This window comes from Streptomyces sp. NPDC003248, assembly GCF_055563235.1.
Genome location: NZ_JBVHDT010000005.1, coordinates 363,564 through 383,282, shown reverse-complemented (window position 1 = coordinate 383,282; position 19,719 = coordinate 363,564). Strand labels below are relative to the sequence as shown.

At 71.6% G+C, this 19,719-nt stretch carries 19 protein-coding genes; 1 reads left to right on the top strand and 18 read right to left on the bottom strand.

The window, feature by feature from the left end:
- Window positions 1–4: 4 nt before the first annotated feature.
- Both ACZ3KJ_RS15700 and pyrR read right to left on the bottom strand, forming a co-directional pair.
- Window positions 5–994, bottom strand: a complete 990-nt coding sequence (locus ACZ3KJ_RS15700; protein ID WP_467527308.1) for an aspartate carbamoyltransferase catalytic subunit — start codon at window positions 992–994, stop codon at window positions 5–7.
- 82 nt (window positions 995–1,076) lie between these two features.
- On the bottom strand, window positions 1,077–1,670 hold the full coding sequence (gene pyrR, locus ACZ3KJ_RS15695; RefSeq protein ID WP_389519582.1) for a bifunctional pyr operon transcriptional regulator/uracil phosphoribosyltransferase PyrR: 594 nt from the start codon (window positions 1,668–1,670) through the stop codon (window positions 1,077–1,079).
- A 251-nt stretch (window positions 1,671–1,921) separates the two neighbouring features.
- Between pyrR and bldD the strand changes: the two genes are divergently transcribed.
- Complete coding sequence (bldD, locus tag ACZ3KJ_RS15690; protein WP_385067049.1) at window positions 1,922–2,422, top strand: transcriptional regulator BldD; 501 nt, start codon at window positions 1,922–1,924, stop codon at window positions 2,420–2,422.
- Window positions 2,423–2,644: 222 nt separating this feature from the next.
- On the opposite strand, the gene nusB is transcribed toward bldD, so the two are convergent.
- From nusB to ACZ3KJ_RS15610, 16 genes are all read right to left on the bottom strand, one after another.
- Window positions 2,645–3,079 carry a transcription antitermination factor NusB gene (gene nusB / locus ACZ3KJ_RS15685; protein WP_467527299.1) on the bottom strand — a complete coding sequence of 145 codons (435 nt, stop codon included), beginning with the start codon at window positions 3,077–3,079 and terminating at the stop codon, window positions 2,645–2,647.
- A gap of 2 nt (window positions 3,080–3,081) precedes the next feature.
- Window positions 3,082–3,648 (bottom strand): elongation factor P, encoded by a 567-nt coding sequence (efp, locus tag ACZ3KJ_RS15680; RefSeq protein WP_020117452.1) that lies wholly within the window; start codon window positions 3,646–3,648, stop codon window positions 3,082–3,084.
- Window positions 3,649–3,705: 57 nt separating this feature from the next.
- A complete protein-coding gene (locus ACZ3KJ_RS15675; RefSeq protein WP_389519589.1) occupies window positions 3,706–4,812 on the bottom strand; it encodes an aminopeptidase P family protein in 1,107 nt (368 codons plus the stop codon).
- Between the two features lie 76 nt (window positions 4,813–4,888).
- Window positions 4,889–5,800 carry a Pro-rich N-terminal domain-containing protein gene (locus ACZ3KJ_RS15670; protein WP_467527296.1) on the bottom strand — a complete coding sequence of 304 codons (912 nt, stop codon included), beginning with the start codon at window positions 5,798–5,800 and terminating at the stop codon, window positions 4,889–4,891.
- 258 nt (window positions 5,801–6,058) lie between these two features.
- The gene (aroB, locus tag ACZ3KJ_RS15665; RefSeq protein ID WP_467527295.1) at window positions 6,059–7,150 is read right to left on the bottom strand and encodes a 3-dehydroquinate synthase; all 1,092 of its coding nucleotides are present in this window, start codon (window positions 7,148–7,150) and stop codon (window positions 6,059–6,061) included.
- The gene (locus tag ACZ3KJ_RS15660) at window positions 7,147–7,662 is read right to left on the bottom strand and encodes a shikimate kinase (RefSeq protein WP_467527294.1); all 516 of its coding nucleotides are present in this window, start codon (window positions 7,660–7,662) and stop codon (window positions 7,147–7,149) included. The genes aroB and ACZ3KJ_RS15660 overlap by 4 nt, the downstream gene beginning before the upstream one ends.
- Window positions 7,659–8,843, bottom strand: coding sequence for a chorismate synthase (gene aroC, locus ACZ3KJ_RS15655; protein ID WP_467527292.1), 1,185 nt, complete (start codon window positions 8,841–8,843; stop codon window positions 7,659–7,661). The genes ACZ3KJ_RS15660 and aroC overlap by 4 nt, the downstream gene beginning before the upstream one ends.
- A 644-nt stretch (window positions 8,844–9,487) precedes the next feature.
- Complete coding sequence (locus tag ACZ3KJ_RS15650) at window positions 9,488–10,339, bottom strand: shikimate dehydrogenase (RefSeq protein WP_467527291.1); 852 nt, start codon at window positions 10,337–10,339, stop codon at window positions 9,488–9,490.
- 4 nt (window positions 10,340–10,343) lie between these two features.
- Window positions 10,344–12,143, bottom strand: coding sequence for an endolytic transglycosylase MltG (mltG, locus tag ACZ3KJ_RS15645; RefSeq protein WP_467527289.1), 1,800 nt, complete (start codon window positions 12,141–12,143; stop codon window positions 10,344–10,346).
- A gap of 124 nt (window positions 12,144–12,267) precedes the next feature.
- Complete coding sequence (gene ruvX / locus ACZ3KJ_RS15640) at window positions 12,268–12,732, bottom strand: Holliday junction resolvase RuvX (RefSeq protein WP_467527444.1); 465 nt, start codon at window positions 12,730–12,732, stop codon at window positions 12,268–12,270.
- Window positions 12,733–12,767: 35 nt separating this feature from the next.
- Complete coding sequence (gene alaS, locus ACZ3KJ_RS15635) at window positions 12,768–15,440, bottom strand: alanine--tRNA ligase (protein WP_467527287.1); 2,673 nt, start codon at window positions 15,438–15,440, stop codon at window positions 12,768–12,770.
- Window positions 15,440–15,808: a hypothetical protein gene (locus tag ACZ3KJ_RS15630; RefSeq protein ID WP_389519605.1), complete on the bottom strand. Its 369-nt coding sequence runs from the start codon at window positions 15,806–15,808 to the stop codon at window positions 15,440–15,442. The genes alaS and ACZ3KJ_RS15630 overlap by 1 nt, the downstream gene beginning before the upstream one ends.
- 6 nt (window positions 15,809–15,814) lie before the next feature.
- Complete coding sequence (locus tag ACZ3KJ_RS15625) at window positions 15,815–16,261, bottom strand: DUF948 domain-containing protein (RefSeq protein WP_389519607.1); 447 nt, start codon at window positions 16,259–16,261, stop codon at window positions 15,815–15,817.
- A gap of 389 nt (window positions 16,262–16,650) precedes the next feature.
- The gene (gene rpsD, locus ACZ3KJ_RS15620) at window positions 16,651–17,265 is read right to left on the bottom strand and encodes a 30S ribosomal protein S4 (RefSeq protein WP_129796831.1); all 615 of its coding nucleotides are present in this window, start codon (window positions 17,263–17,265) and stop codon (window positions 16,651–16,653) included.
- A 299-nt stretch (window positions 17,266–17,564) separates the two neighbouring features.
- A complete protein-coding gene (locus ACZ3KJ_RS15615; RefSeq protein WP_467527284.1) occupies window positions 17,565–18,920 on the bottom strand; it encodes a replication-associated recombination protein A in 1,356 nt (451 codons plus the stop codon).
- A 124-nt stretch (window positions 18,921–19,044) separates the two neighbouring features.
- Window positions 19,045–19,704 (bottom strand): vitamin K epoxide reductase family protein, encoded by a 660-nt coding sequence (locus ACZ3KJ_RS15610; protein WP_467527282.1) that lies wholly within the window; start codon window positions 19,702–19,704, stop codon window positions 19,045–19,047.
- Window positions 19,705–19,719: the final 15 nt, after the last annotated feature.

Here is a 19,719-nt window from a genome sequence, read left to right as displayed (position 1 = left end):
TCGCTTACTTCTCCTCGGTGGGACCGGTGGTACGGGTGTGGCTGACGGCGGGTTCGTTCCCGCCCAGGAGCAGGTAGAGGACGGCCATGCGGACGGCCACGCCGTTGGCGACCTGCTCGACGACGGTGCAGCGGTCGGAGTCGGCGACCTCGGCGGTGATCTCCATGCCGCGGACCATCGGCCCGGGGTGCATCACGATGGCGTGCTCGGGCATCCGCGCCATCCGGTCGCCGTCGAGGCCGTAGCGGCGCGAGTACTCGCGCTCGGTCGGGAAGAACGCGGCGTTCATCCGCTCGCGCTGCACGCGCAGCATCATCACCGCGTCGGACTTGGCCAGCGTGCTGTCGAGGTCGTACGAGACCGCGCAGGGCCAGGTCTCGACGCCGACCGGGACCAGGGTGGGCGGGGCGACGAGGGTGACCTCGGCGCCGAGGGTGTGCAGCAGGTCGACGTTGGAGCGGGCGACCCGGCTGTGCAGGACGTCCCCGACGATGGTGATCCGCCGGCCGGACAGGTCCTGGCCGATCCCGGCGTCCCGTCCGACGAGCCGGCGGCGCATGGTGAAGGCGTCGAGCAGGGCCTGGGTGGGGTGCTGGTGGGTGCCGTCGCCGGCGTTGATGACGGCGGCGTCGATCCAGCCGGAGTTGGCCAGGCGGTAGGGGGCTCCGGAGGCGCCGTGCCGGATGACGACGGCGTCGACGCCCATCGCCTCCAGGGTCTGGGCGGTGTCCTTCAGGGACTCGCCCTTGGAGACGCTGGACCCCTTGGCGGAGAAGTTGATCACGTCCGCGGACAGGCGCTTCTCGGCCGCCTCGAAGGAGATCCGGGTGCGCGTGGAGTCCTCGAAGAAGAGGTTCACGACCGTGCGGCCGCGCAGGGTCGGCAGTTTCTTGATGGGCCGGTCGGCGACCCGGGCCATCTCCTCCGCGGTGTCGAGGACGTGGACGGCGTCGTCGCGGGTGAGGTCGGCGGCCGAGATGAGATGACGCTGCATCTGTCAGGCTCCGTAAGACTTTCGGGAGTTTTCGGGCATGCGGGTGCACAGGGGCACGCACGCGTGGGCGTACGCCGGACCGCTAGTGCTGCGCGCCCGGGGTGGTCCGCTTCGTACCGAGCAGCACGGTGTCGCGACCGTCCTCCTCGGCGAGCTGGACCTTGACCGTCTCCCGCAGCGACGTGGGGAGGTTCTTGCCGACGTAGTCGGCGCGGATGGGCAGTTCGCGGTGGCCTCTGTCGACCAGGACCGCGAGCTGCACCGCGCGCGGGCGCCCGATGTCGTTCAGGGCGTCGAGGGCGGCGCGGATGGTGCGGCCGGAGAAGAGCACGTCGTCGACGAGGACGACCAGCTTGCCGTCGAGGCCGTCACCGGGGATCTCGGTGCGGGCCAGCGCACGCGGCGGGTGCATGCGCAGGTCGTCGCGGTACATGGTGATGTCGAGGGAGCCGACCGGGACGGCGCGGTCGGTGATCTGCTCCAGCTTGCCGGCCAGCCTGCGGGCGAGGAAGACGCCCCTGGTGGGGATGCCGAGGAGCACCACGTCGTCGGCGCCCTTGGCGCGTTCGACGATCTCGTGGGCGATGCGGGTCAGCACCCGCGCGATGTCGGGGGCCTCGAGCACGGGCCGCGCGTCGGAGCGCTGCGACTCGGGCCGGGTGTCCTGCTTGTCCATAAGAAACGGACCTCCTTCTCCGCCTCACGGGACGGACCTTAAAGGACGTCGGAATTGCGCCATCCACGGTATCAGGCCGGATCGACACCCCGGATCACCCCCCTGGCGCAACCAGTCATCGATACCACGGAAGAGTCGGGGTGGACCATTCGGCTTGACGCAGAAGAATCACGCTGCGTAACCTCACAGTGAGTTACCAACCGCGCGGCAGGGAACAACGCCGGCCGCGTCGACCCAGTGCCGGGAGCCATATGTCCAGCGAATACGCCAAACAGCTCGGGGCCAAGCTCCGGGCGATCCGCACCCAGCAGGGCCTTTCCCTCCACGGTGTCGAGGAGAAGTCCCAGGGACGCTGGAAGGCGGTCGTGGTCGGTTCGTACGAGCGCGGCGACCGTGCCGTGACCGTACAGCGTCTTGCGGAGCTGGCCGACTTCTACGGCGTCCCGGTCCAGGAACTGCTGCCGGGCACGACCCCGGGCGGCGCGGCCGAGCCCCCGCCGAAGCTCGTCCTGGACCTGGAGCGGCTGGCCCACGTGCCGGTCGAGAAGGCCGGTCCCCTCCAGCGGTACGCGGCGACGATCCAGTCGCAGCGCGGTGACTACAACGGCAAGGTGCTCTCGATCCGCCAGGACGACCTGCGCACGCTCGCCGTGATCTACGACCAGTCGCCGTCGGTCCTGACCGAGCAGCTGATCAGCTGGGGCGTCCTGGACGCGGACGCGCGTCGCGCGGTCACCCACGAGGAGAACTGAGCGCGCCGGGCGCCTCAGCAGAAACGTGCCGCCGGGGTGGCCGGAACTGTACGGTTCCGGCCACCCCGGCGTTTTCCGTGCGGCCGGGAGCCTCCCGCCCCGGGTGCGCCGCCCGGCGTGGGGCTCCCGGCATGCTGCGGCGTGGGGCTCCCGGTGCACGCACACCGGAGGGCCCGCGGACGGGATGTCCACGGGCCCTCCGGTGGCGGGCCGTACCGCGCGCTACGCCTCGTCGCGCCGCAGCGAGGGCTTGAGTTCCTTGAGCCGGCCGAGCAGGCCGTTGACGAACGAGGGCGACTCGTCCGTGGAGAACTCCTTCGCCAGCTGCACCATCTCGTCGAGGACGACGGCATCCGGGGTCTCGTCCACCCAGATCAGCTCATGGGCGCCGAGCCGCAGGATGTTGCGGTCGACGACCGGCATCCGGTCCAGCGTCCAGCCCACCGAGTACTGCGCGATCAGCTCGTCGATGCGCTTCGCGTGCTTCGCGTAGCCCTCGACCAGCTGCATCGTGTACTCGCTCACCGGCGGCTGCCGGGTGTCGGCCCGGGAGAGCCGGATCCAGTCCGCGAGGACCGTCAGGACGTCGGCGCCGCGCTGGTCGCCCTCGAAGAGGATCTGGAAGGCGCGCTTGCGGGCCGTGTTGCGGGCGGCCACGGTTAGCTGTTCACCCGGCCGAGGTAGTCGCTGGTGCGGGTGTCGACCTTGATCTTCTCACCGGTGGTGATGAAGAGCGGGACCTGGATCTGGTGACCGGTCTCCAGCGTGGCGGGCTTGGTGCCACCGGTGGAGCGGTCGCCCTGGAGGCCCGGCTCGGTCTCCTGGACGACGAGTTCGACGGCGGCCGGGAGCTCGACGAAGAGCACCTCGCCCTCGTGCTGCGCGACGGTGGCCGTGAAGCCCTCGATCAGGAAGTTGGCGGCGTCGCCCACGGCCTTGCGGTCGACCATGAGCTGGTCGTAGGTCTCCATGTCCATGAAGACGAAGTACTCGCCGTCCATGTACGAGAACTGCATGTCGCGCTTGTCGACAGTGGCCGTCTCGACCTTGACGCCGGCGTTGAAGGTCTTGTCGACCACCTTGCCGGACAGCACGTTCTTGAGCTTGGTGCGCACGAATGCGGGGCCCTTGCCGGGCTTGACGTGCTGGAACTCGACGACGGACCAGAGCTGGCCGCCTTCGAGCTTGAGCACCAGGCCGTTCTTGAGGTCGTTCGTGGAAGCCACGGTTGCGGAATCTCCTGGACTGACGTGGACGACCCGGGGCGGGCGCACAGCTCGAGGCTAGAGCGCGAGCAGCTCCTTGGTCGTGATGGTGAGTAGCTCGGGTCCGCCGTCCGCCTCGGGGCGCACGACGAGCGTGTCATCGATCCGGACACCGCCCCGGCCCGGGAGGTGGACCCCCGGTTCGACGGTGACCGGCACGCAAGCGTCCAGTTTACCCATGGCCGCGGGGGCCAGCTGCGGGTCCTCGTCGATTTCGAGTCCGACACCGTGCCCGGTCATCACCGGCAGGCCTTCCGTGTACCCCGCGGCGTCCAGCACCTGGCGCGCGGCACGGTCCACGTCACGGTAGGCGACGCCGGGCGCGAGGCTCTCGCGGCCGGCCCGCTGGGCGGCGAAGACGAGGTCGTACAGCTCGACCTGCCAGTCCGCCGGGGAGGTGCCGATGACGAAGGTGCGGCCGATCTCGCAGCGGTAGCCCCGGTACACCGCGCCCAGGCAGACGGAGAGGAAGTCGCCCTCCTCCACACGCCGGTCGGTGGGCCGGTGGCCGCGCCGGCCGGAGTGCGGTCCGGTGCCCACGGAGGTGGGGAACGCGGGCCCGTCCGCGCCGTGGTCGACGAGACGGCGTTCCAGTTCGAGGGCGAGGTGGCGTTCGGTGCGGCCGACGAGGATGGACTCGAGCAGTTCTCCGAGGGCCTGGTCGGCGATCTCGGCGCCGATGCGCAGGCAGGAGATCTCCTCCTCGTCCTTGACGACCCGGAGCTGTTCGACCGCGCCTCCGAGGTCGGCGAGGCGCAGCCGGGGGGCGACCGAGTGCAGGGCGCGGTGGCGCGCCACCGTGAGGTGGTGCTCCTCGGCGGCGAGGGAGTCGGCACCCTGGTCCGCGCAGAGGCCGGCGGCGGCCACCGCGGGGTCACCGCCGGCTCTCGGGAGGGTGTGCACCCTCAGTGCTTCGTCGGGCCGGCCGTCGCCCGGCCGGTCCTCGACCGGGCCCGAGCAGACCAGCAGGTCCTCGCGTTCGCCCAGCAGCAGGACGGCGCTGCGGGGCGCGGCGCCCGTGAGGTACCGGACGTTGGCGGGACGGGTGACGAGCGCTGCCGCGTTGCCGGACGCGTTGCAGCGCTCCCGAAGGCGGGTTCGGCGGGACGCGTAGACCTCTGACATGAGTCGAGCGTAGGAGCGGTGACCGGATTGTGCCGGTTGGGAGCCGCCGAGTGGGGTGACGGGGGCGCGGTTCCGGTCACCACTTGGGCGGGCTGGCGATCGCCCGCGCGAGGACGTCGTCCAGGATCCGCGCCGTCGCGGGGACGTCGAGCTGGGAGTTGTCGATGATCGGCAGGCCGGAGCCGTACCAGCCGGCCATGCGGCCGTGGATGCGGGCGACCTCCTCGTCGGTGAGGCGGCGGTTGCCGGAGCGTTCGGCGTTGCGCTCCAGGACGACCTCCAGGCCGGGCAGGAGCACGACCGGGAGCAGGCCGGGGCCCACATGGCGCTTCCAGCCGCCGAGGCCGACGGCCGGGCGGTCGGGGAAGATCGCGTCGTCGAGGATGCAGGAGATGCCGTTGGCCAGGAAGTTGCGGGCGGCGAAGCCGCAGGTGCGGCGGGCCAGGCGGTACTGGGCCTCGGAGTTGTCGTTCCAGCCGCGCTGCGGGTCGGCGAAGCCGGAGCGGACCCATTCGCGCACGTCGTCGAGGCTGATGTGGGCGGTGGGCACCCGGCGGTGGTCGGCCCAGAACTTGGCGACGCTCGTCTTCCCGGCGCCCGCGGGGCCGATCAGCAGCACCGCGAGGGTGGTGGCCGCCGGGTCGGGCCCGGTCGGGGCGGGGGGCGGGCTGGGCATGGGCACGGGGCCGCCGGGGGGCAGCGGGACGTGCCCGGTGGTGTCGGGGACCGGCGGGGCGGGCGCGTGCTGCGGGGCCGGGGGGTGGGGCACGGGAGGGACCGGCGGCTGGGGGGCGGGCGGGACCGGGCCCGAGGGGGGTGCTCCGGTGAAGCCCGGTGCCCGGTGCGGCGGAGGCACGGGGGCGCTCTGCTGGGGGGTGCCGCCGGGCCGCTGCGGACCCGGGTGCTGTGCGGCCGGTGACCAGCCGACGGCCGGTCCGTGCCCCGGCTGGTGGGGCGGCGGCAGCGGAGAACCCACTGCGTGCTGCATCCGGTGCCACTCCGTCTCGTTCTTCTCGGGCTCGGTTCGCCTCCGGAGCGCCACGGCCCCTTCGGCTCGCTCGCCGCGGGCGATGGCCCCCGGCCGCGGGGGCGCTGACCCCCGCCGGCACTGAACGGTACCGCCCCCGGCCGCCGTTTGGTGAAACGGCCGGGGGCGGTCCGAAGTGCCCGGCGGGGAAAGGGGATCGGGCGGACGGGACGTCCACGGGCGCGGAGGAGTGCGGAGCCCGCGGACCCGCGGTGTTGCCTACTGGCCCACTTCGCCGTACGCGGCGAGCAGGACCGCCGGGTCCGGGCCCTCCAGGACGGTCGGCTTGGCCAGGCCGTCGAGGACGATGAAGCGCAGGAGGTCGCCGCGGGACTTCTTGTCGACCTTCATGGTCTCCAGCAGCCTGGGCCACTGGTCGTGGCGGTAGTGCAGCGGCAGCCCGACCGATTCCAGGATCGTGCGGTGGCGGTCGGCGGTGGCGTCGTCCAGCCGGCCCGCCAGGCGGCCGAGTTCGGCGGCGAAGTGCATGCCGACCGAGACGGCGGCGCCGTGGCGCCACTTGTACCGCTCGTTCTTCTCGATGGCGTGGGCCAGGGTGTGGCCGTAGTTGAGGATCTCCCGCAGGCCCGACTCCTTCAGGTCGGAGGAGACGACGTCCGCCTTGACCTGGATGGACCGCCGGATCAGCTCGGCGGTGTGCGGGCCGGCCGGGGTGCGGGCGGCCTCGGGGTCGGACTCGACGAGGTCGAGGATCGCCGGGTCGGCGATGAAGCCGGCCTTGATGATCTCCGCGAGCCCGGAGACGTAGTCGTTGACCGGGAGGGAGTCCAGCGCGGCCAGGTCGCACAGCACGCCGGCCGGGGGGTGGAAGGAACCGACGAGGTTCTTGCCCTCGGCGGTGTTGATGCCGGTCTTGCCGCCGACAGCGGCGTCGACCATGGCCAGCACCGTCGTCGGGACGGCGATCCAGCGCACCCCGCGCAGCCAGGTGGCGGCCACGAAACCGGCCAGGTCGGTCGTCGAGCCGCCGCCGACGCCCACCACGACGTCGGTGCGCGTGAACCCGGACTGGCCGAGCGCCTTCCAGCAGTAGGCGGCGACCTCGGCGGTCTTCGCCTCCTCGGCGTTGGGCACCTGGATGGCGACGGCCTCGTAGCCCTGCTCGGCCAGGTCGGCGCGGAGCGCGTCACCGGTCTCGGCGAGGGCCTCCGGGTGGATGACCGCGACCCGCCGGGCGCGGTCCCCGATCAGCCCGCCGAGCTCACCGAGGAGCCGGCGGCCGATGAGCACCTCGTACGGCTCGGAGCCCGCGCTGCCGCCGACCCGGATCCGTGTCACTTCCTCACTCATGCTTCCTTCAACTCCAGGGCGTCCAGGGCGGCTCGGGTGACCTCGTCGGGGGTGCGGCCGTCCGTCGCCACGACGGCCGTGGCGACCTCTTCGTACAGGTGCCGCCGCGCCTCCATCAGCTCGCGCCACTGCCGGCGCGGGTTGACCGCGAGCAGCGGGCGGGCCGCGTTGAGGCCGGTGCGCCGTACGGCTTCCTCGACGTCCATCGACAGGTAGACCACCCGCAGCCCGGACAGCAGGGCGCGGGTGTCCGCGTCCAGGACCGAGCCGCCGCCGAGCGCCAGGACGCCGTCGTGGTCGGCGAGCGCGCGGTGCACGGCGGCCTTCTCGATGGCGCGGAAGGCGGGCTCGCCCTCCTCGACGAAGATGTCGGCGATGGTGCGGCCCTGCTCGGCGACGATGTCGTCGTCGGTGTCCCGGTAGGCGACCTTCAGCTGTTCGGCCAGTTGCTGCCCGACGGTGGACTTGCCGACGCCCATCGGCCCGACCAGGACGACCAGCGGCCCGCTCATCGGACGGGGAGGTGGTCGAGGTAGGAGCGCACGTTGCGGCGGGTCTCGGCGACACTGTCGCCGCCGAACTTCTCCGCGACCGCGTCCGCGAGGACCAGCGCCACCATCGCCTCCGCGACGATCCCCGCCGCCGGCACCGCGCACACGTCCGAACGCTGGTGATGGGCCTGCGTCGCCTCGCCGGTGGCCACGTCCACGGTCCGCAGGGCACGCGGCACGGTCGCGATCGGCTTCATCGCCGCACGCACCCGCAGCAGCTCACCCGTGGACAGACCGCCCTCGGTGCCCCCCGAGCGGCCGGTGGCGCGGCGGATGCCCTCCGGCGTGCCGACGATCTCGTCGTGCGCCTTCGAACCCGGCACCCGGGCCAGCTCGAAACCGTCGCCGATCTCCACGCCCTTGATCGCCTGGATGCCCATCAGGGCGCCCGCCAGCCGCGCGTCCAGCTTGCGGTCCCAGTGCACGTGCGAACCCAGCCCCACCGGCACCCCGTACGCCAGCACCTCCACCACACCCCCGAGGGTGTCGCCGTCCCTGTGCGCCTGGTCGATCTCCGCGACCATCGCCTTCGACGCGTCCGCGTCCAGACACCGCACCGGGTCCGCGTCCAGCCGCTCCACGTCCGCGGGCGTCGGGTAGACACCGTACGGCGCCTTCGCCGCCGCCAGCTCCACCACGTGGGAGACGATCTCGATGCCGGCCGTCTCCTTCAGGTACGACCGGGCGACCGCGCCCAGCGCGACCCGGGCCGCCGTCTCCCGCGCGGAGGCGCGCTCCAGGATCGGACGGGCCTCGTCGAAGCCGTACTTCTGCATGCCCGCCAGGTCGGCGTGGCCCGGGCGGGGGCGGGTCAGCGGCGCGTTGCGCGCGGAACCCGCCAGCACCTCCGGGTCGACCGGGTCGGCCGCCATCACCTGCTCCCACTTCGGCCACTCGGTGTTGCCCACCATGACCGCGACCGGGGAGCCGAGGGTGAGACCGTGGCGGACACCGCCGAGGAAGGTGACCTCGTCCCGCTCGAACTTCATCCGGGCACCGCGCCCATAGCCGAGCCGGCGCCTCGCCAGATGGTCCGCGACCATCTCCGTGGTGATCGGCACGCCGGCCGGAAGGCCCTCCAGCGTCGCCACGAGTGCGGGACCGTGGGACTCCCCCGCGGTCAGCCAGCGCAACCTGCTCAACGGTGCTCCTCAGTGCTCGCGCCTGGTACTGCCCTGCGTACGCGTGTCCTCGCGTACGGCAACGGCGTGACCGGGTGCGCGACCCAGGTCCGCCACCTCCGATCCTCCCACGTCCACGACCCGGCCCGGCCGCCGGTCCATCAGGCGGACGCCCGGGGGCGCGGAGCGGGGCCCGGCGCGGGCCGTCCGGCCGCTGCCGCGGGGCGTGGGCGCGGAGGAGGTCGGCGCGGCGATCGGCCCGGCTCCCGGCCCGGCGGCATCGGGTGCGGCGGGGCCGGGAGGGCCTGCCGGGGCAGGCTGCCGGGGCTGCCGGGCCGGCCGGCGGGCGTGCTCGGGACGGCCTTCGGGGGCGACCTGGAGGGTCTCACCTCGCGACTGCGCTGCGCCCCTGCGCAGCCCCGGCGGTCCGGTGCGCCTAGGGCCTGTTGCGAAAGTCCCGTCGTCCGCCCGGAGGGCGGGCCTGGCGGCGTCAGGTGCGTGCTCTGGGGGTCCCCCCGGCCGAAGGCTGGGGGAGTGCCGGCCCCTGGCCCTCGTACTGGATGTACTTGGGTCAGGGGCCGGTGCGGCGAGTGGGGGTCCCCCCGGCCGGAGGCTGGGGGAGCGTGCATGGCGTCGTCGGGCAGGCGGGACTTTCGCAACAGGCCCTAGCGCGCGGCGAGCGCGTGTTCGCCCGCTTTCCGCATGGCGTCCACGGGGGCCGGGCCGCGCCCGGTCATCTGCTCCACCTGGAGCACCGCCTGGTGCACCAGCAGGTCGAGTCCGCTGACGACGGCACCGCCGAACATGGACCAGCGGGCGGCGAGCTCGGTCGGCCACGGCTCGTACAGCACGTCGAAGAGGGTGGCGGGCCGCTCCGGCACCGAGGCGGCGAGGGCGTCCGTCGTCCCGGCGGGGGTCGTCGCGACGACCAGCGGGAAGCGCAGCGCATCGGCCGCGTCCGCCCAGTCCGCCGTACGGACCTCGACGTCGAGGCGCTCGCCCCACTCCCGCATCTCGGCGGCGCGGGCCTCGCTGCGTACGTACGCGACGACCTCGCCGGTGCAGACCCGGGCCAGGGCGGCCAGCGCGGAGGAGGCGGTGGCGCCGGCGCCGAGGATCGCCGCCGAGTCGACCTGCTCGACCCCGTGCTCGCGCAGCGCCGCCACCATGCCGGGGATGTCGGTGTTGTCGCCGACGCGGCGGCCGTCCTCGGTGAACACGAGGGTGTTGACCGTCTCGACGGAGGCCGCCGTCTCGCTGATCTCGTCGAGCAGCGGGATCACCGCGCGCTTGAGCGGCATGGTCAGCGACAGTCCCGCCCACTCGGGGCCGAGTCCGTCGACGAAGGCGGGCAGGGCGGCCTCGTCGACGTCGAAGCGGTCGTACGTCCAGTCCGGGAGCTCCATCACCTGGTACGCGGCGCGGTGCAGCACCGGGGAGAGGGAGTGGGCGATGGGGCTGCCGAGCACGGCTGCCCGGTGGCGGTGGACGTGCTGCGTCCTGGCTGTGTCACTCATGGCCTCAGTTACCGGCACTCTCGTTGAACTTGTTCTTGAGCTCCTGGAATTGCGCGTAGGTCTTCGCGAATTCCGTGTTGTTCTCGCCGTCGGTCGCGACGAAGTAGATCCAGCCGTCGCCCGTCGGATTCAGCGTCGCCGTGAGGGCGTTGGCGCCCGGGTTTCCGATCGGTCCCGGCGGCAGGCCCTTGTGGGTGTACGTGTTGTACGGGTCCTGATTGCTGTTGATCTCGGACTCGCTGATGTGGATGTTGCTCTCGTTCTTCAGGTAGTTGAAGGACGAGTCGAACTGGAGCAACTGGTTGGTCTCGGTGTTCGTCGGCTTGAGCCGGTTGTAGACGACCTCCGCCATCTTGCGGTAGTCGTCGTCCGTCTTGCCCTCGGCCTGGACGAGGCTGGCGACCGTGATGACCTGCAACGGGTTCTCCAGGTCGAGCGCCGCCGCCTTGGCCTCCAGGTCGTACTTGCCGTAGGCCTCGTTGGCCCGCTGGACCATCTCCTCCAGCACCGCCGCGGGCTTCATGCCCTTGGCCGCCGGATAGGTGCCCGGGTAGAGGAATCCCTCCAGCGGGTCCTTGATGTCGCTGTCGCTGTTCGCCCAGCTGGGCAGACCGAGATCGTCGAACTGCTTCTCGGCGACACCGCGGGTGGTGCCGGAGGAAAGGCCGAGTTTCTCGTCGATCGCCTTGTAGACCTGATAGGTGCGCTGGCCGGGTTTGACGATCAGATTGGCCTGGCTCTTCGGGTCCAGCATCATCTCGACGGCACTCTTCGCGGACATCTCCTTCTTGAGGATGTACGCGCCGGCCTGGATCTGGGCCCCGTCGGGATCGCTCGTGAACGCGGACACGAAGGCGTCCACGCTCTTGACCACGCCCGCCTCCTTCAGCAGACGGCCGATCTCCGCACCGCCCGCCCCCTTGGGCACCTCGACGCTCACGGTCTGGCTGTTGCCGTCGCCCGCATAATCCGGGGCCACGCCGTAACGATTCTGGTAGAACTGGTAACCGAAATAGCTCACCCCGACGATACCGCCGCCGAACACCAGTACGACGACGAGACAGGCGCATCCATTGCGGCGCTTCTTGCCCTTGGCGCTCTTGCCACCGCGGCCGCGACGGTCCCCGCGGCCCTCCGGCTCGTCGTCGTCCTCGTCGTCGGCGCCTCCGGCGAAGAAGGCGTGCTCGCCCTGGTCGGGGCCCGGGTCCCAGTCGGGCCGCTGCTCCCCGGCCTCCGCTTCCGGCTCCGGTTCCGGCTCGGTCCGTCTCCGGCCGGGTGGCTCCGGTGGCGGGTAGGCGTCCGGCGTGCCGTAGAAGTCGGGCTGCTCGGCACCGTAGGCGGCGGCCTGCTGCCCGTACGGGTCACCCGGATCAGCGGCGTAGGGGACGTGCGCGTGCGTTCCGGTGGCGTCCCAGCCGCCCTCTTGGTAGCCCTGTTCGGGCCCTGGCGGCCCCGGGTGCCCCTGGTGCTCCGGGTGGCCCTGATGCCCTGGGTGACCTGGGTGACCCTGATGGGCGTACTGCTGGTAGTGCTGCTGCTGGTCGTAGGACTGCTGGTACTGCTGTCCGTCGTAGGACTGCTGGTCGTACTGCTGCTGACCGTACTGCTGCGGTCCGTTCGCCTGGCCGTGGTCCCACTGGCCGTACGCCGTCTGCTGCGGCTCCTGCGGGTAGTGCTGCGGCTGGCCGCCGTAGGCAGGCTGATGGCCGACGTGGGCCTGCTGCCCTTCCCATCCGCCGTCCCCGTACAACGGGTCCTCCGGATGCCACGGTTCGGAGCCTGGGCCCCGGCCATACTCAGTCATCGATCCCCTAGAGCCGCGAGGCGGCGGTTCGCGCGGCCCTGCGGGACCCGCCACCGTTCCGCCTCTTCTTGTGCGGCAGCTGTTCGAACACCGCCGCATCGCGCGGAACGTTACCGTATCGCGATCAGACGACCACTTCGACGCCCTCGCCCGGTGCACTGCCTGACACCCGTTCGGATTCCAGCGCCTGTTGCAGGATGATCACGGCGGCTGCCTGGTCGATGACGGACCGCCCCTTCTTGGATTTCACGCCCGAGGCGCGCAGTCCCTGGCTGGCCGTCACGGTCGTCATCCGCTCGTCGACGAGCCGGACCGGGACCGGCGCGATACCCCGGGCCAGCTCCTGGGCGAAGCCGCGGACCTTGACGGCCGCCGGGCCCTCGCCCCCCTTGAGGGAGCGGGGAAGACCGACCACGACCTCGATCGGCTCGTACTCCCCGACCAGTTGCCTCAGCCGGCGGTGCGCCGCCGGGAGGTCCCGGCCGGGGACCGTCTCGACCGGCGTGGCGAGGATCCCGTCGGGGTCGCACGAGGCGACCCCGATCCGGGCGTCCCCGACGTCGAGCGCGAGGCGACGGCCGCGGCGCATGCCCCGGCCGTCCCCGCTCGTCCGTGCCTCGGCGTTCACTTGGCCGTTTCCGCCACGAGCCGTTCGACGGCGTCGACGGCCTCGCCGACGGCGGCCGGGTTCTGGCCACCGCCCTGGGCGACGTCCGGCTTGCCGCCACCGCCGCCGCCGAGGGTCTTGGCGGCCGTACGGACCAGCTCGCCGGCCTTGAGGCCGCGCTCACGGGCGGCCTCGTTGGTGGCGATGACCGTCAGCGGCTTGCCGTTCGCCACCGCGAACAGGGCCACGACGGCGGCCCGGCCGCCCTGGATGCGGCCGCGGACGTCGAGCACCAGCCTGCGCAGGTCGTCGGCGGTGGTGCCGTCCGGGACCTGTCCGGTGACCAGGGCGACGCCCCGCACGTCCTTGGCGGACTCGGCGAGACCGGCGGCGGCCTGGAGCACCTTCTCGGCGCGGAACTTCTCGATCTCCTTCTCGGCGTCCTTCAGCTTGCCGAGCATGGCGGAGACCTTCTCCGGGAGCTCCTCCGGACGGCCCTTGATCAGCTCCTGGAGCTGGGCGACGACCGTGTGCTCGCGGGCGAGGAAGTTGTAGGCGTCGACACCGACGAGGGCCTCGATGCGGCGCACGCCCGAGCCGATGGACGACTCGCCCAGCAGCTTCACCAGGCCCAGCTGGGAGGTGTTGTGCACGTGCGTGCCGCCGCACAGCTCCTTGGAGAAGTCGCCGATGGTCACCACGCGGACGCGCTCGCCGTACTTCTCGCCGAACTCGGCGATGGCGCCCTGCTTCTTGGCCTCGTCGATGCCCATGACGTCGGCGCGGACGTCCAGGTCGCGGGCGAGCACCTCGTTGATCTTCTGCTCGACGTCGGTCATCACGGCCGTCGGAACGGCGGACGGCGAGCCGAAGTCGAAGCGGAAGCGGCCGGGCTGGTTCTCGGAACCGGCCTGGGCGGCCGTCGGGCCGAGCGCGTCGCGCAGGGCCTGGTGCGTGAGGTGGGTGGCCGAGTGGGCTCGGGCGATGGCCGTGCGGCGGCGGGAGTCGATCGAGGCGTGGGCGGTGGCGCCGACGGTGACCTCGCCGACCTGGACGACGCCCTTGTGGACGTAGACGCCCGGGACCGGCTTCTGGCAGTCGCGGATCTCGATGACGGCACCCGTGTCGACCTTGATGCGGCCGGTGTCGCCGATCTGGCCGCCGCCCTCGGCGTAGAACGGGGTGCGGTCGAGGACGATCTCGACCTCGTCGCCCTCGGAGGCGGCCGGGGAGGAGACGCCGTCGACGAGGATGCCGACGATGGTGGACTCGCCGTCGGTGTCGGTGTAGCCGATGAAGTCGGTCTCACCGGCCTTGTCGGCGATCTCGCGGTAGGCGCCGACCCCGGCGTGGCCGGTCTTCTTGGCCTGGGCGTCGGCCTTGGCGCGCTCCCGCTGCTCCTTCATCAGGCGGCGGAAACCGTCCTCGTCCACGGAGAGGCCCTGTTCGGCGGCCATCTCCAGGGTGAGGTCGATCGGGAAGCCCCAGGTGTCGTGGAGCAGGAAGGCCTTGTCGCCGGCGAGGACGGTGCCGCCGGACTGCTTGGTCTCGGTGACGGCGGTGTCGAGGATGTTGGTGCCGGCCTTCAGCGTCTTGAGGAAGGTGTTCTCCTCCGCGAGGGCGACCTTCTCGATGCGCTCGCGTTCGGTGACCAGCTCCGGGTACTGCTGCCCCATCATCTCGATCACCGTGTCGATCAGGTCCTTGACGACCGGACCGGTGGCGCCGAGGAGGCGCATGTTGCGGATGGCGCGGCGCATGATGCGGCGCAGCACGTAGCCGCGCCCCTCGTTGCCGGGGGTGACGCCGTCGCCGATGAGCATCACGGAGGTGCGCATGTGGTCGGTGACCACGCGCAGGGAGACGTCCGAGCCGTGGGCGTCGCCGTAGGCGACACCGGTCAGCTCGGTGGCCTTCTTGATGACGGCCATGGAGGTGTCGATCTCGTACATGTTCTGCACGCCCTGCAGAATCATGGCGAGGCGCTCCAGGCCGAGGCCCGTGTCGATGTTCTTGCTGGGCAGTTCGCCGAGGATCTCGAAGTTGTCCTTGCCGATGCCCTCGCCGCGCTCGTACTGCATGAAGACGAGGTTCCAGATCTCCACGTACCGCTCGTCGTTGACGGCGGGGCCGCCCTCGACGCCGAACTCGGGGCCGCGGTCGTAGTTGATCTCGGAACAGGGGCCGCACGGGCCGGGGACGCCCATGGACCAGTAGTTGTCCTTCATGCCGAGGCGCTGGATGCGCTCCTTGGGCACGCCGACGACCTCGTGCCAGATGCGCTCGGCCTCGTCGTCGTCCTTGTAGACGGTGATCCAGAGCTTCTCCGGCTCCAGGCCGTAACCGCCCTTGTCCTGGGGGCTGGTGAGCAGCTCCCAGGCGTGCTTGATGGCGCCTTCCTTGAAGTAGTCGCCGAAGGAGAAGTTGCCGCACATCTGGAAGAACGTGCCGTGGCGCGTGGTCTTGCCGACCTCTTCGATGTCGGGCGTGCGCACGCACTTCTGCACGCTGGTGGCGCGCGCGAAGGGCGGCTTGACCTCGCCCAGGAAGTAGGGCTTGAAGGGCACCATGCCGGCCGGGACGAGGAGCAGAGTCGGGTCGTCCGCGATGAGCGACGCCGAAGGGACGACGGTGTGCCCGCGCTCCTCGAAGAAGCTCAGCCAGCGGCGGCGGATCTCAGCCGACTCCATCAGTGGTCCTCATTCCGGTTGTACGGGTGCTTCGCCCGCGGGTACGCCGTGTTCTCGATGTACCGGGCGTTCTTCGGTGTGGTGCGGTTCTCGATGGCGGCGTACCGCCGGGGTGCGGAGAGCTCGGGGTTCTCGTGGATCCCGAGGACCTCCTCCAGCTCGGCCTCCCGCTGGGCCATGTTGTCGCGGACGTCGAGCGCGAAGCCCACCGCGCGGTCCTTGAGGCGCGCTCCCGTCTCGAGGGCCTTGTTGGCCGCGGTCGCGGCGAGGCTCTCGGGGGTCAGCTGCTTCAGCTTGCGGTTGACCTTGGTGGTGGCCCACACACCGGCGGCGACGCCCGTGGTGAACCAGAAGGTACGGCGGAACATGCTGCGTCAGTCCCTCTTTCCACGGGAGGTCCGCTTCGCCCGCCGCGAGGCCGGGACGGTCCGCCCCACGATCACGGTACGCCGGGGCTCCTTCGCGGGCACGTCGTCCTTGCGCCCGCCGAGGGCCCGGCGTACGCCGTAGCCGAAGGCGGCGATCTTCACCAGGGGGCCGCCGAAGGTGGAGGCGACCGTGGTGGACAGTGCGGAGGCGTTGGAGGTGACCTCCTGGACGTCCGAGGCGATCGCGTCGACCCGGTCGATCTGGGTCTGCGCCGAGCGCACCGTGGCGGAGGCGTCGGCCAGCAGCGGAACCGCCTGCTCGGTCACGTCCGCGACCAGCTTGGTGGTGGCCCTGAGCGTCTGGGCCAGCCTCGCCAGTGCGACGGCGAGGAAGGAGACCAGGATCGCCCAGAACACGGCCACCAGGATGCCGGCCACCTCTCCACCGGACACTGCGCACCCGCTCCCTGATACGTGCCTCTGCATCGGAAAAGTCGTGCACCGAGCCTATCGCGCCGCGAGCGGCGCTCCGAACCGGATATGCCGGTGCGGGCCGCCGGGGCGCGCGAGCACGGGCCTAGGGCCTGTTGCGAAAGTCCCGCCTGCCCGACGACGCCATGCACGCACTCTCGCCGCACCGGCCCCTGACCCAAGTACATCCAGTACGAGGGCCAGGGGCCGGCACGCCGAGAGCACGCACCTGACGCCGCCAGGCCCGCCCTCCGGGCGGACGACGGGACTTTCGCAACAGGCCCTAGAACGCGGGAACCCGCCGCCCCGGCCGCCCGGGAGGGGCGGCGGGACGGCGGGTCCGGGCGCAGGGTCCTGCGTCCGCCGGGGGATCAGCGGGCGTAGTACTCGACGACGAGCTGCTCGTCGCAGATGACCGGGATCTCCTTGCGGTTCGGCTCGCGGTCCAGGCGGAACGCCAGGGCCTTGAGGTTCACCTGGAGGTAGCGCGGGGTCTCGCCGTCGGGGGCGAAGCCGCCCTCACGGGCGATCGAGAAGAGGGTCTTCTCGCGGCTGCGCTCGCGGACCATCACGACGTCGTCGGGACGGACGCGGAACGAGGGCTTGTCGACCTTCTGGCCGTTGACCTCGATGTGGCCGTGGACGACCATCTGGCGGGCCTGGTAGATCGTGCGGGCGATGCCCGAACGCAGGACCAGGGCGTCGAGGCGGCGCTCCAGCTCGATGATCAGGGCCTCACCGGTCTTGCCCTGAACCTTGGAGGCACGCTCGTAGGCGCGGACGAGCTGGCGCTCGGACACGTCGTACTGCGCGCGCAGGCGCTGCTTCTCCAGCAGACGGACCTTGTAGTCCGAGTTCTGCTTGCGGCCGCGGCCGTGCTCACCCGGCGGGTAGGGGCGGGCCTCGAAGTACTTGACGGCCTTCGGGGTCAGCGCGATGCCGAGGGCACGCGACTTCTTGACCTTGGGGCGGGACTGGTTCGCCACTGTCTCTCATTTCCTGGTGTCGGCTTGTCAGGGTCGGGGGAGGTCGCATTCGCAGCCGGGGAAACCCGTCGGGTCCACTGGTGGACCTGCCGGGCAGCCGCTCCCCTGGTCTGGGCACATACGTGCAGCACGCGAGTGGCCCACCGACCGTCCCGGGACTCCGGGTGGTGGTGGGCTGCCCGCGACACCGTTCGACGGTGCGCGACGCTCCTTGGGCCGGTCCCCTAAGGACCGACTCCGGCCGGCTGTCCCGTTCTGACTGCACGGGACGCGGCACTTCAGGCGAGTCTACAGGGTGCTCACGTGCGCTTGCGACCGAGGTGCTTCCTGGTCCAGTCCACCGCGTCCGCGTACCGGGCCTCGGCGCCGTGCCGGGTGGGCGTGTAGTACTCGCGCCCCGTGACGGCGTCCGGGGCGTACTGCTGGGCGGCGATCCCCTCGGGCAGGTCGTGCGGGTACACGTACCCCTGCGCGTGCCCCAGCTTGGCCGCGCCCTTGTAGTGCCCGTCCCGCAGATGCGGCGGCACGGGCCCGGCCAGGCCCTTGCGCACGTCGTCCAGGGCGGCGCCGATCGCGGTCGTCGCGGCGTTGGACTTGGGGGCCAGGGCGAGGGCGATGGTGGCGTGGCTGAGGGTGAGGGCGGCCTCGGGGAAGCCGATCATGGCGACGGCCTGGGCGGCGGCGACCGCGATCGGCAGGGCGTTCGGGTCGGCGAGGCCGATGTCCTCGCTGGCGGAGATCATCAGGCGGCGGGCGATGAAGCGGGGGTCCTCACCGGCCTCGATCATGCGGGCCAGGTAGTGCAGGGCGGCGTCGACGTCGGAGCCGCGGATGGACTTGATGAGGGCGCTGGCGACGTCGTAGTGCTGGTCGCCGTCGCGGTCGTATTTCACCGCCGCCCGGTCGACCGTCTCCTCCAGGGTGGCGAGGGCGATCTCCGTCTCGTCCTTGTCGAGCGCGGCCCCGGCGGCGGCCTCCAGGGCGGTCAGGGCCCGGCGGGCGTCGCCGCCGGCGATGCGCAGGAGGTGGCCCTCGCTGTCCTCGGGGAGGGTGACGGCGCCCTTGAGGCCCCGGTCGTCGGTGAGGGCGCGCCGGATGAGGCCGCGCAGGTCGTCGTCGGTGAGGGGTTCGAGCGTGAGCAGCAGGGAGCGGGAGAGCAGGGGGGAGATCACCGAGAAGTAGGGGTTCTCGGTGGTGGCCGCGATCAGGGTCACCCAGCGGTTCTCGACGGCCGGGAGGAGGGAGTCCTGCTGGGCCTTGCTGAAGCGGTGGATCTCGTCGAGGAAGAGGACGGTCTCCTTGCCGAAGCCGCCGGTGGCGCGGCGGGCGCCGTCGATGACCGCGCGGACCTCCTTGACGCCGGCGGTGATCGCGGACAGTTCGACGAAGCGCTTGTTGGTGGCCTTGGAGACGACGTAGGCGAGGGTCGTCTTGCCGGTGCCGGGCGGGCCCCACAGGATCACCGAGGACGGACCGGCCGGGCCCTTGGCGCCCTCGCCGACCAGGCGGCGCAGGGGGGAGCCCGGCTTGAGCAGGTGCTGCTGGCCCACGACCTCGTCGAGGGTGCGCGGGCGCATCCGGACCGCCAGGGGGCTGCCGGCGGGGTCCTTCTCCTGGCGTTCTTCTGCTGCGGCGGTGAACAGGTCGGGCTCCACGCTGAAACCCTAAATCACCGCACCGACAGTCCGGCCGGGACGGTCGCCGGCCCGGGGACGGGGCAGCCCGGCCCGGAGGCGGGGCAGCCGGCCCGGAGGCGGGGCAGCCGGCCCCGGAGGCGGGTCAGCCGGTCCAGAACTCCCACCAGCGGGTCAGGATCAGCATGCCGATGATCCCGATGTGCAGCACGGGCAGGACCCAGGTGAACTCGCCGAAGAAGCCCTTCAGCCAGCCCGGGGCGGGCAGGAAGCCGTTGCGGACGTTGAACGAGGTCACGTACCAGAACATGGTGATCGTCGCGACCCAGGCCAGGCAGCACCACAGGCACAGGGCGTTGATCCGGTACAGGGACTGGAACTGGAGCCAGGCGCAGAAGACGACGCCGAAGAGCGTGCCGAAGTTGAAGGTGAGCCAGTACCAGCGCGGGAAGCGGGCGCGGGCCAGCAGGCTCATGCCGACGCAGATGACGATGCCGTAGGCGACGAGGCCGAGCATCGGGTTGGGGAAGCCGAAGGCGGCGGCCTGCTTGCTCTCCATGACGCTGCCGCAGGAGACCACGGGGTTCAGGCTGCACCCGGGGGTGAACGTCGTGCCCGCGACCTTGGCCTCGAGCAGCTTGAACTTGTCGATCGTGATGACCCATGCGGCGAGCAGACCGGCCGCGCCGGTGATCACCAGCAGCAGCGCGAACGCCCGGCTGCCGCCCGCCGTCCCCGGTGCGGCCGCCCCGGCACGCTCCGGATCGGGCTCGGTGGAGACGTCTCGAACTGTCGTCTTGCTCATCACGCCGATTCCGTC

What these genes read in the sequence shown, in the direction of transcription:
- ACZ3KJ_RS15700 (WP_467527308.1), bottom strand. Translation starts at nt 994, where the DNA reads ATGCAGCGTCATCTCATCTCGGCCGCCGACCTCACCCGCGACGACGCC.
- pyrR (WP_389519582.1), bottom strand. Translation starts at nt 1,670, where the DNA reads ATGGACAAGCAGGACACCCGGCCCGAGTCGCAGCGCTCCGACGCGCGG.
- bldD (WP_385067049.1), top strand. Translation starts at nt 1,922, where the DNA reads ATGTCCAGCGAATACGCCAAACAGCTCGGGGCCAAGCTCCGGGCGATC.
- ACZ3KJ_RS15675 (WP_389519589.1), bottom strand. Translation starts at nt 4,812, where the DNA reads ATGTCAGAGGTCTACGCGTCCCGCCGAACCCGCCTTCGGGAGCGCTGC.
- ACZ3KJ_RS15670 (WP_467527296.1), bottom strand. Translation starts at nt 5,800, where the DNA reads ATGCAGCACGCAGTGGGTTCTCCGCTGCCGCCGCCCCACCAGCCGGGG.
- aroB (WP_467527295.1), bottom strand. Translation starts at nt 7,150, where the DNA reads ATGAGTGAGGAAGTGACACGGATCCGGGTCGGCGGCAGCGCGGGCTCC.
- ACZ3KJ_RS15660 (WP_467527294.1), bottom strand. Translation starts at nt 7,662, where the DNA reads ATGAGCGGGCCGCTGGTCGTCCTGGTCGGGCCGATGGGCGTCGGCAAG.
- ACZ3KJ_RS15650 (WP_467527291.1), bottom strand. Translation starts at nt 10,339, where the DNA reads ATGAGTGACACAGCCAGGACGCAGCACGTCCACCGCCACCGGGCAGCC.
- mltG (WP_467527289.1), bottom strand. Translation starts at nt 12,143, where the DNA reads ATGACTGAGTATGGCCGGGGCCCAGGCTCCGAACCGTGGCATCCGGAG.
- ruvX (WP_467527444.1), bottom strand. Translation starts at nt 12,732, where the DNA reads ATGCGCCGCGGCCGTCGCCTCGCGCTCGACGTCGGGGACGCCCGGATC.
- alaS (WP_467527287.1), bottom strand. Translation starts at nt 15,440, where the DNA reads ATGGAGTCGGCTGAGATCCGCCGCCGCTGGCTGAGCTTCTTCGAGGAG.
- ACZ3KJ_RS15630 (WP_389519605.1), bottom strand. Translation starts at nt 15,808, where the DNA reads ATGTTCCGCCGTACCTTCTGGTTCACCACGGGCGTCGCCGCCGGTGTG.
- ACZ3KJ_RS15610 (WP_467527282.1), bottom strand. Translation starts at nt 19,704, where the DNA reads ATGAGCAAGACGACAGTTCGAGACGTCTCCACCGAGCCCGATCCGGAG.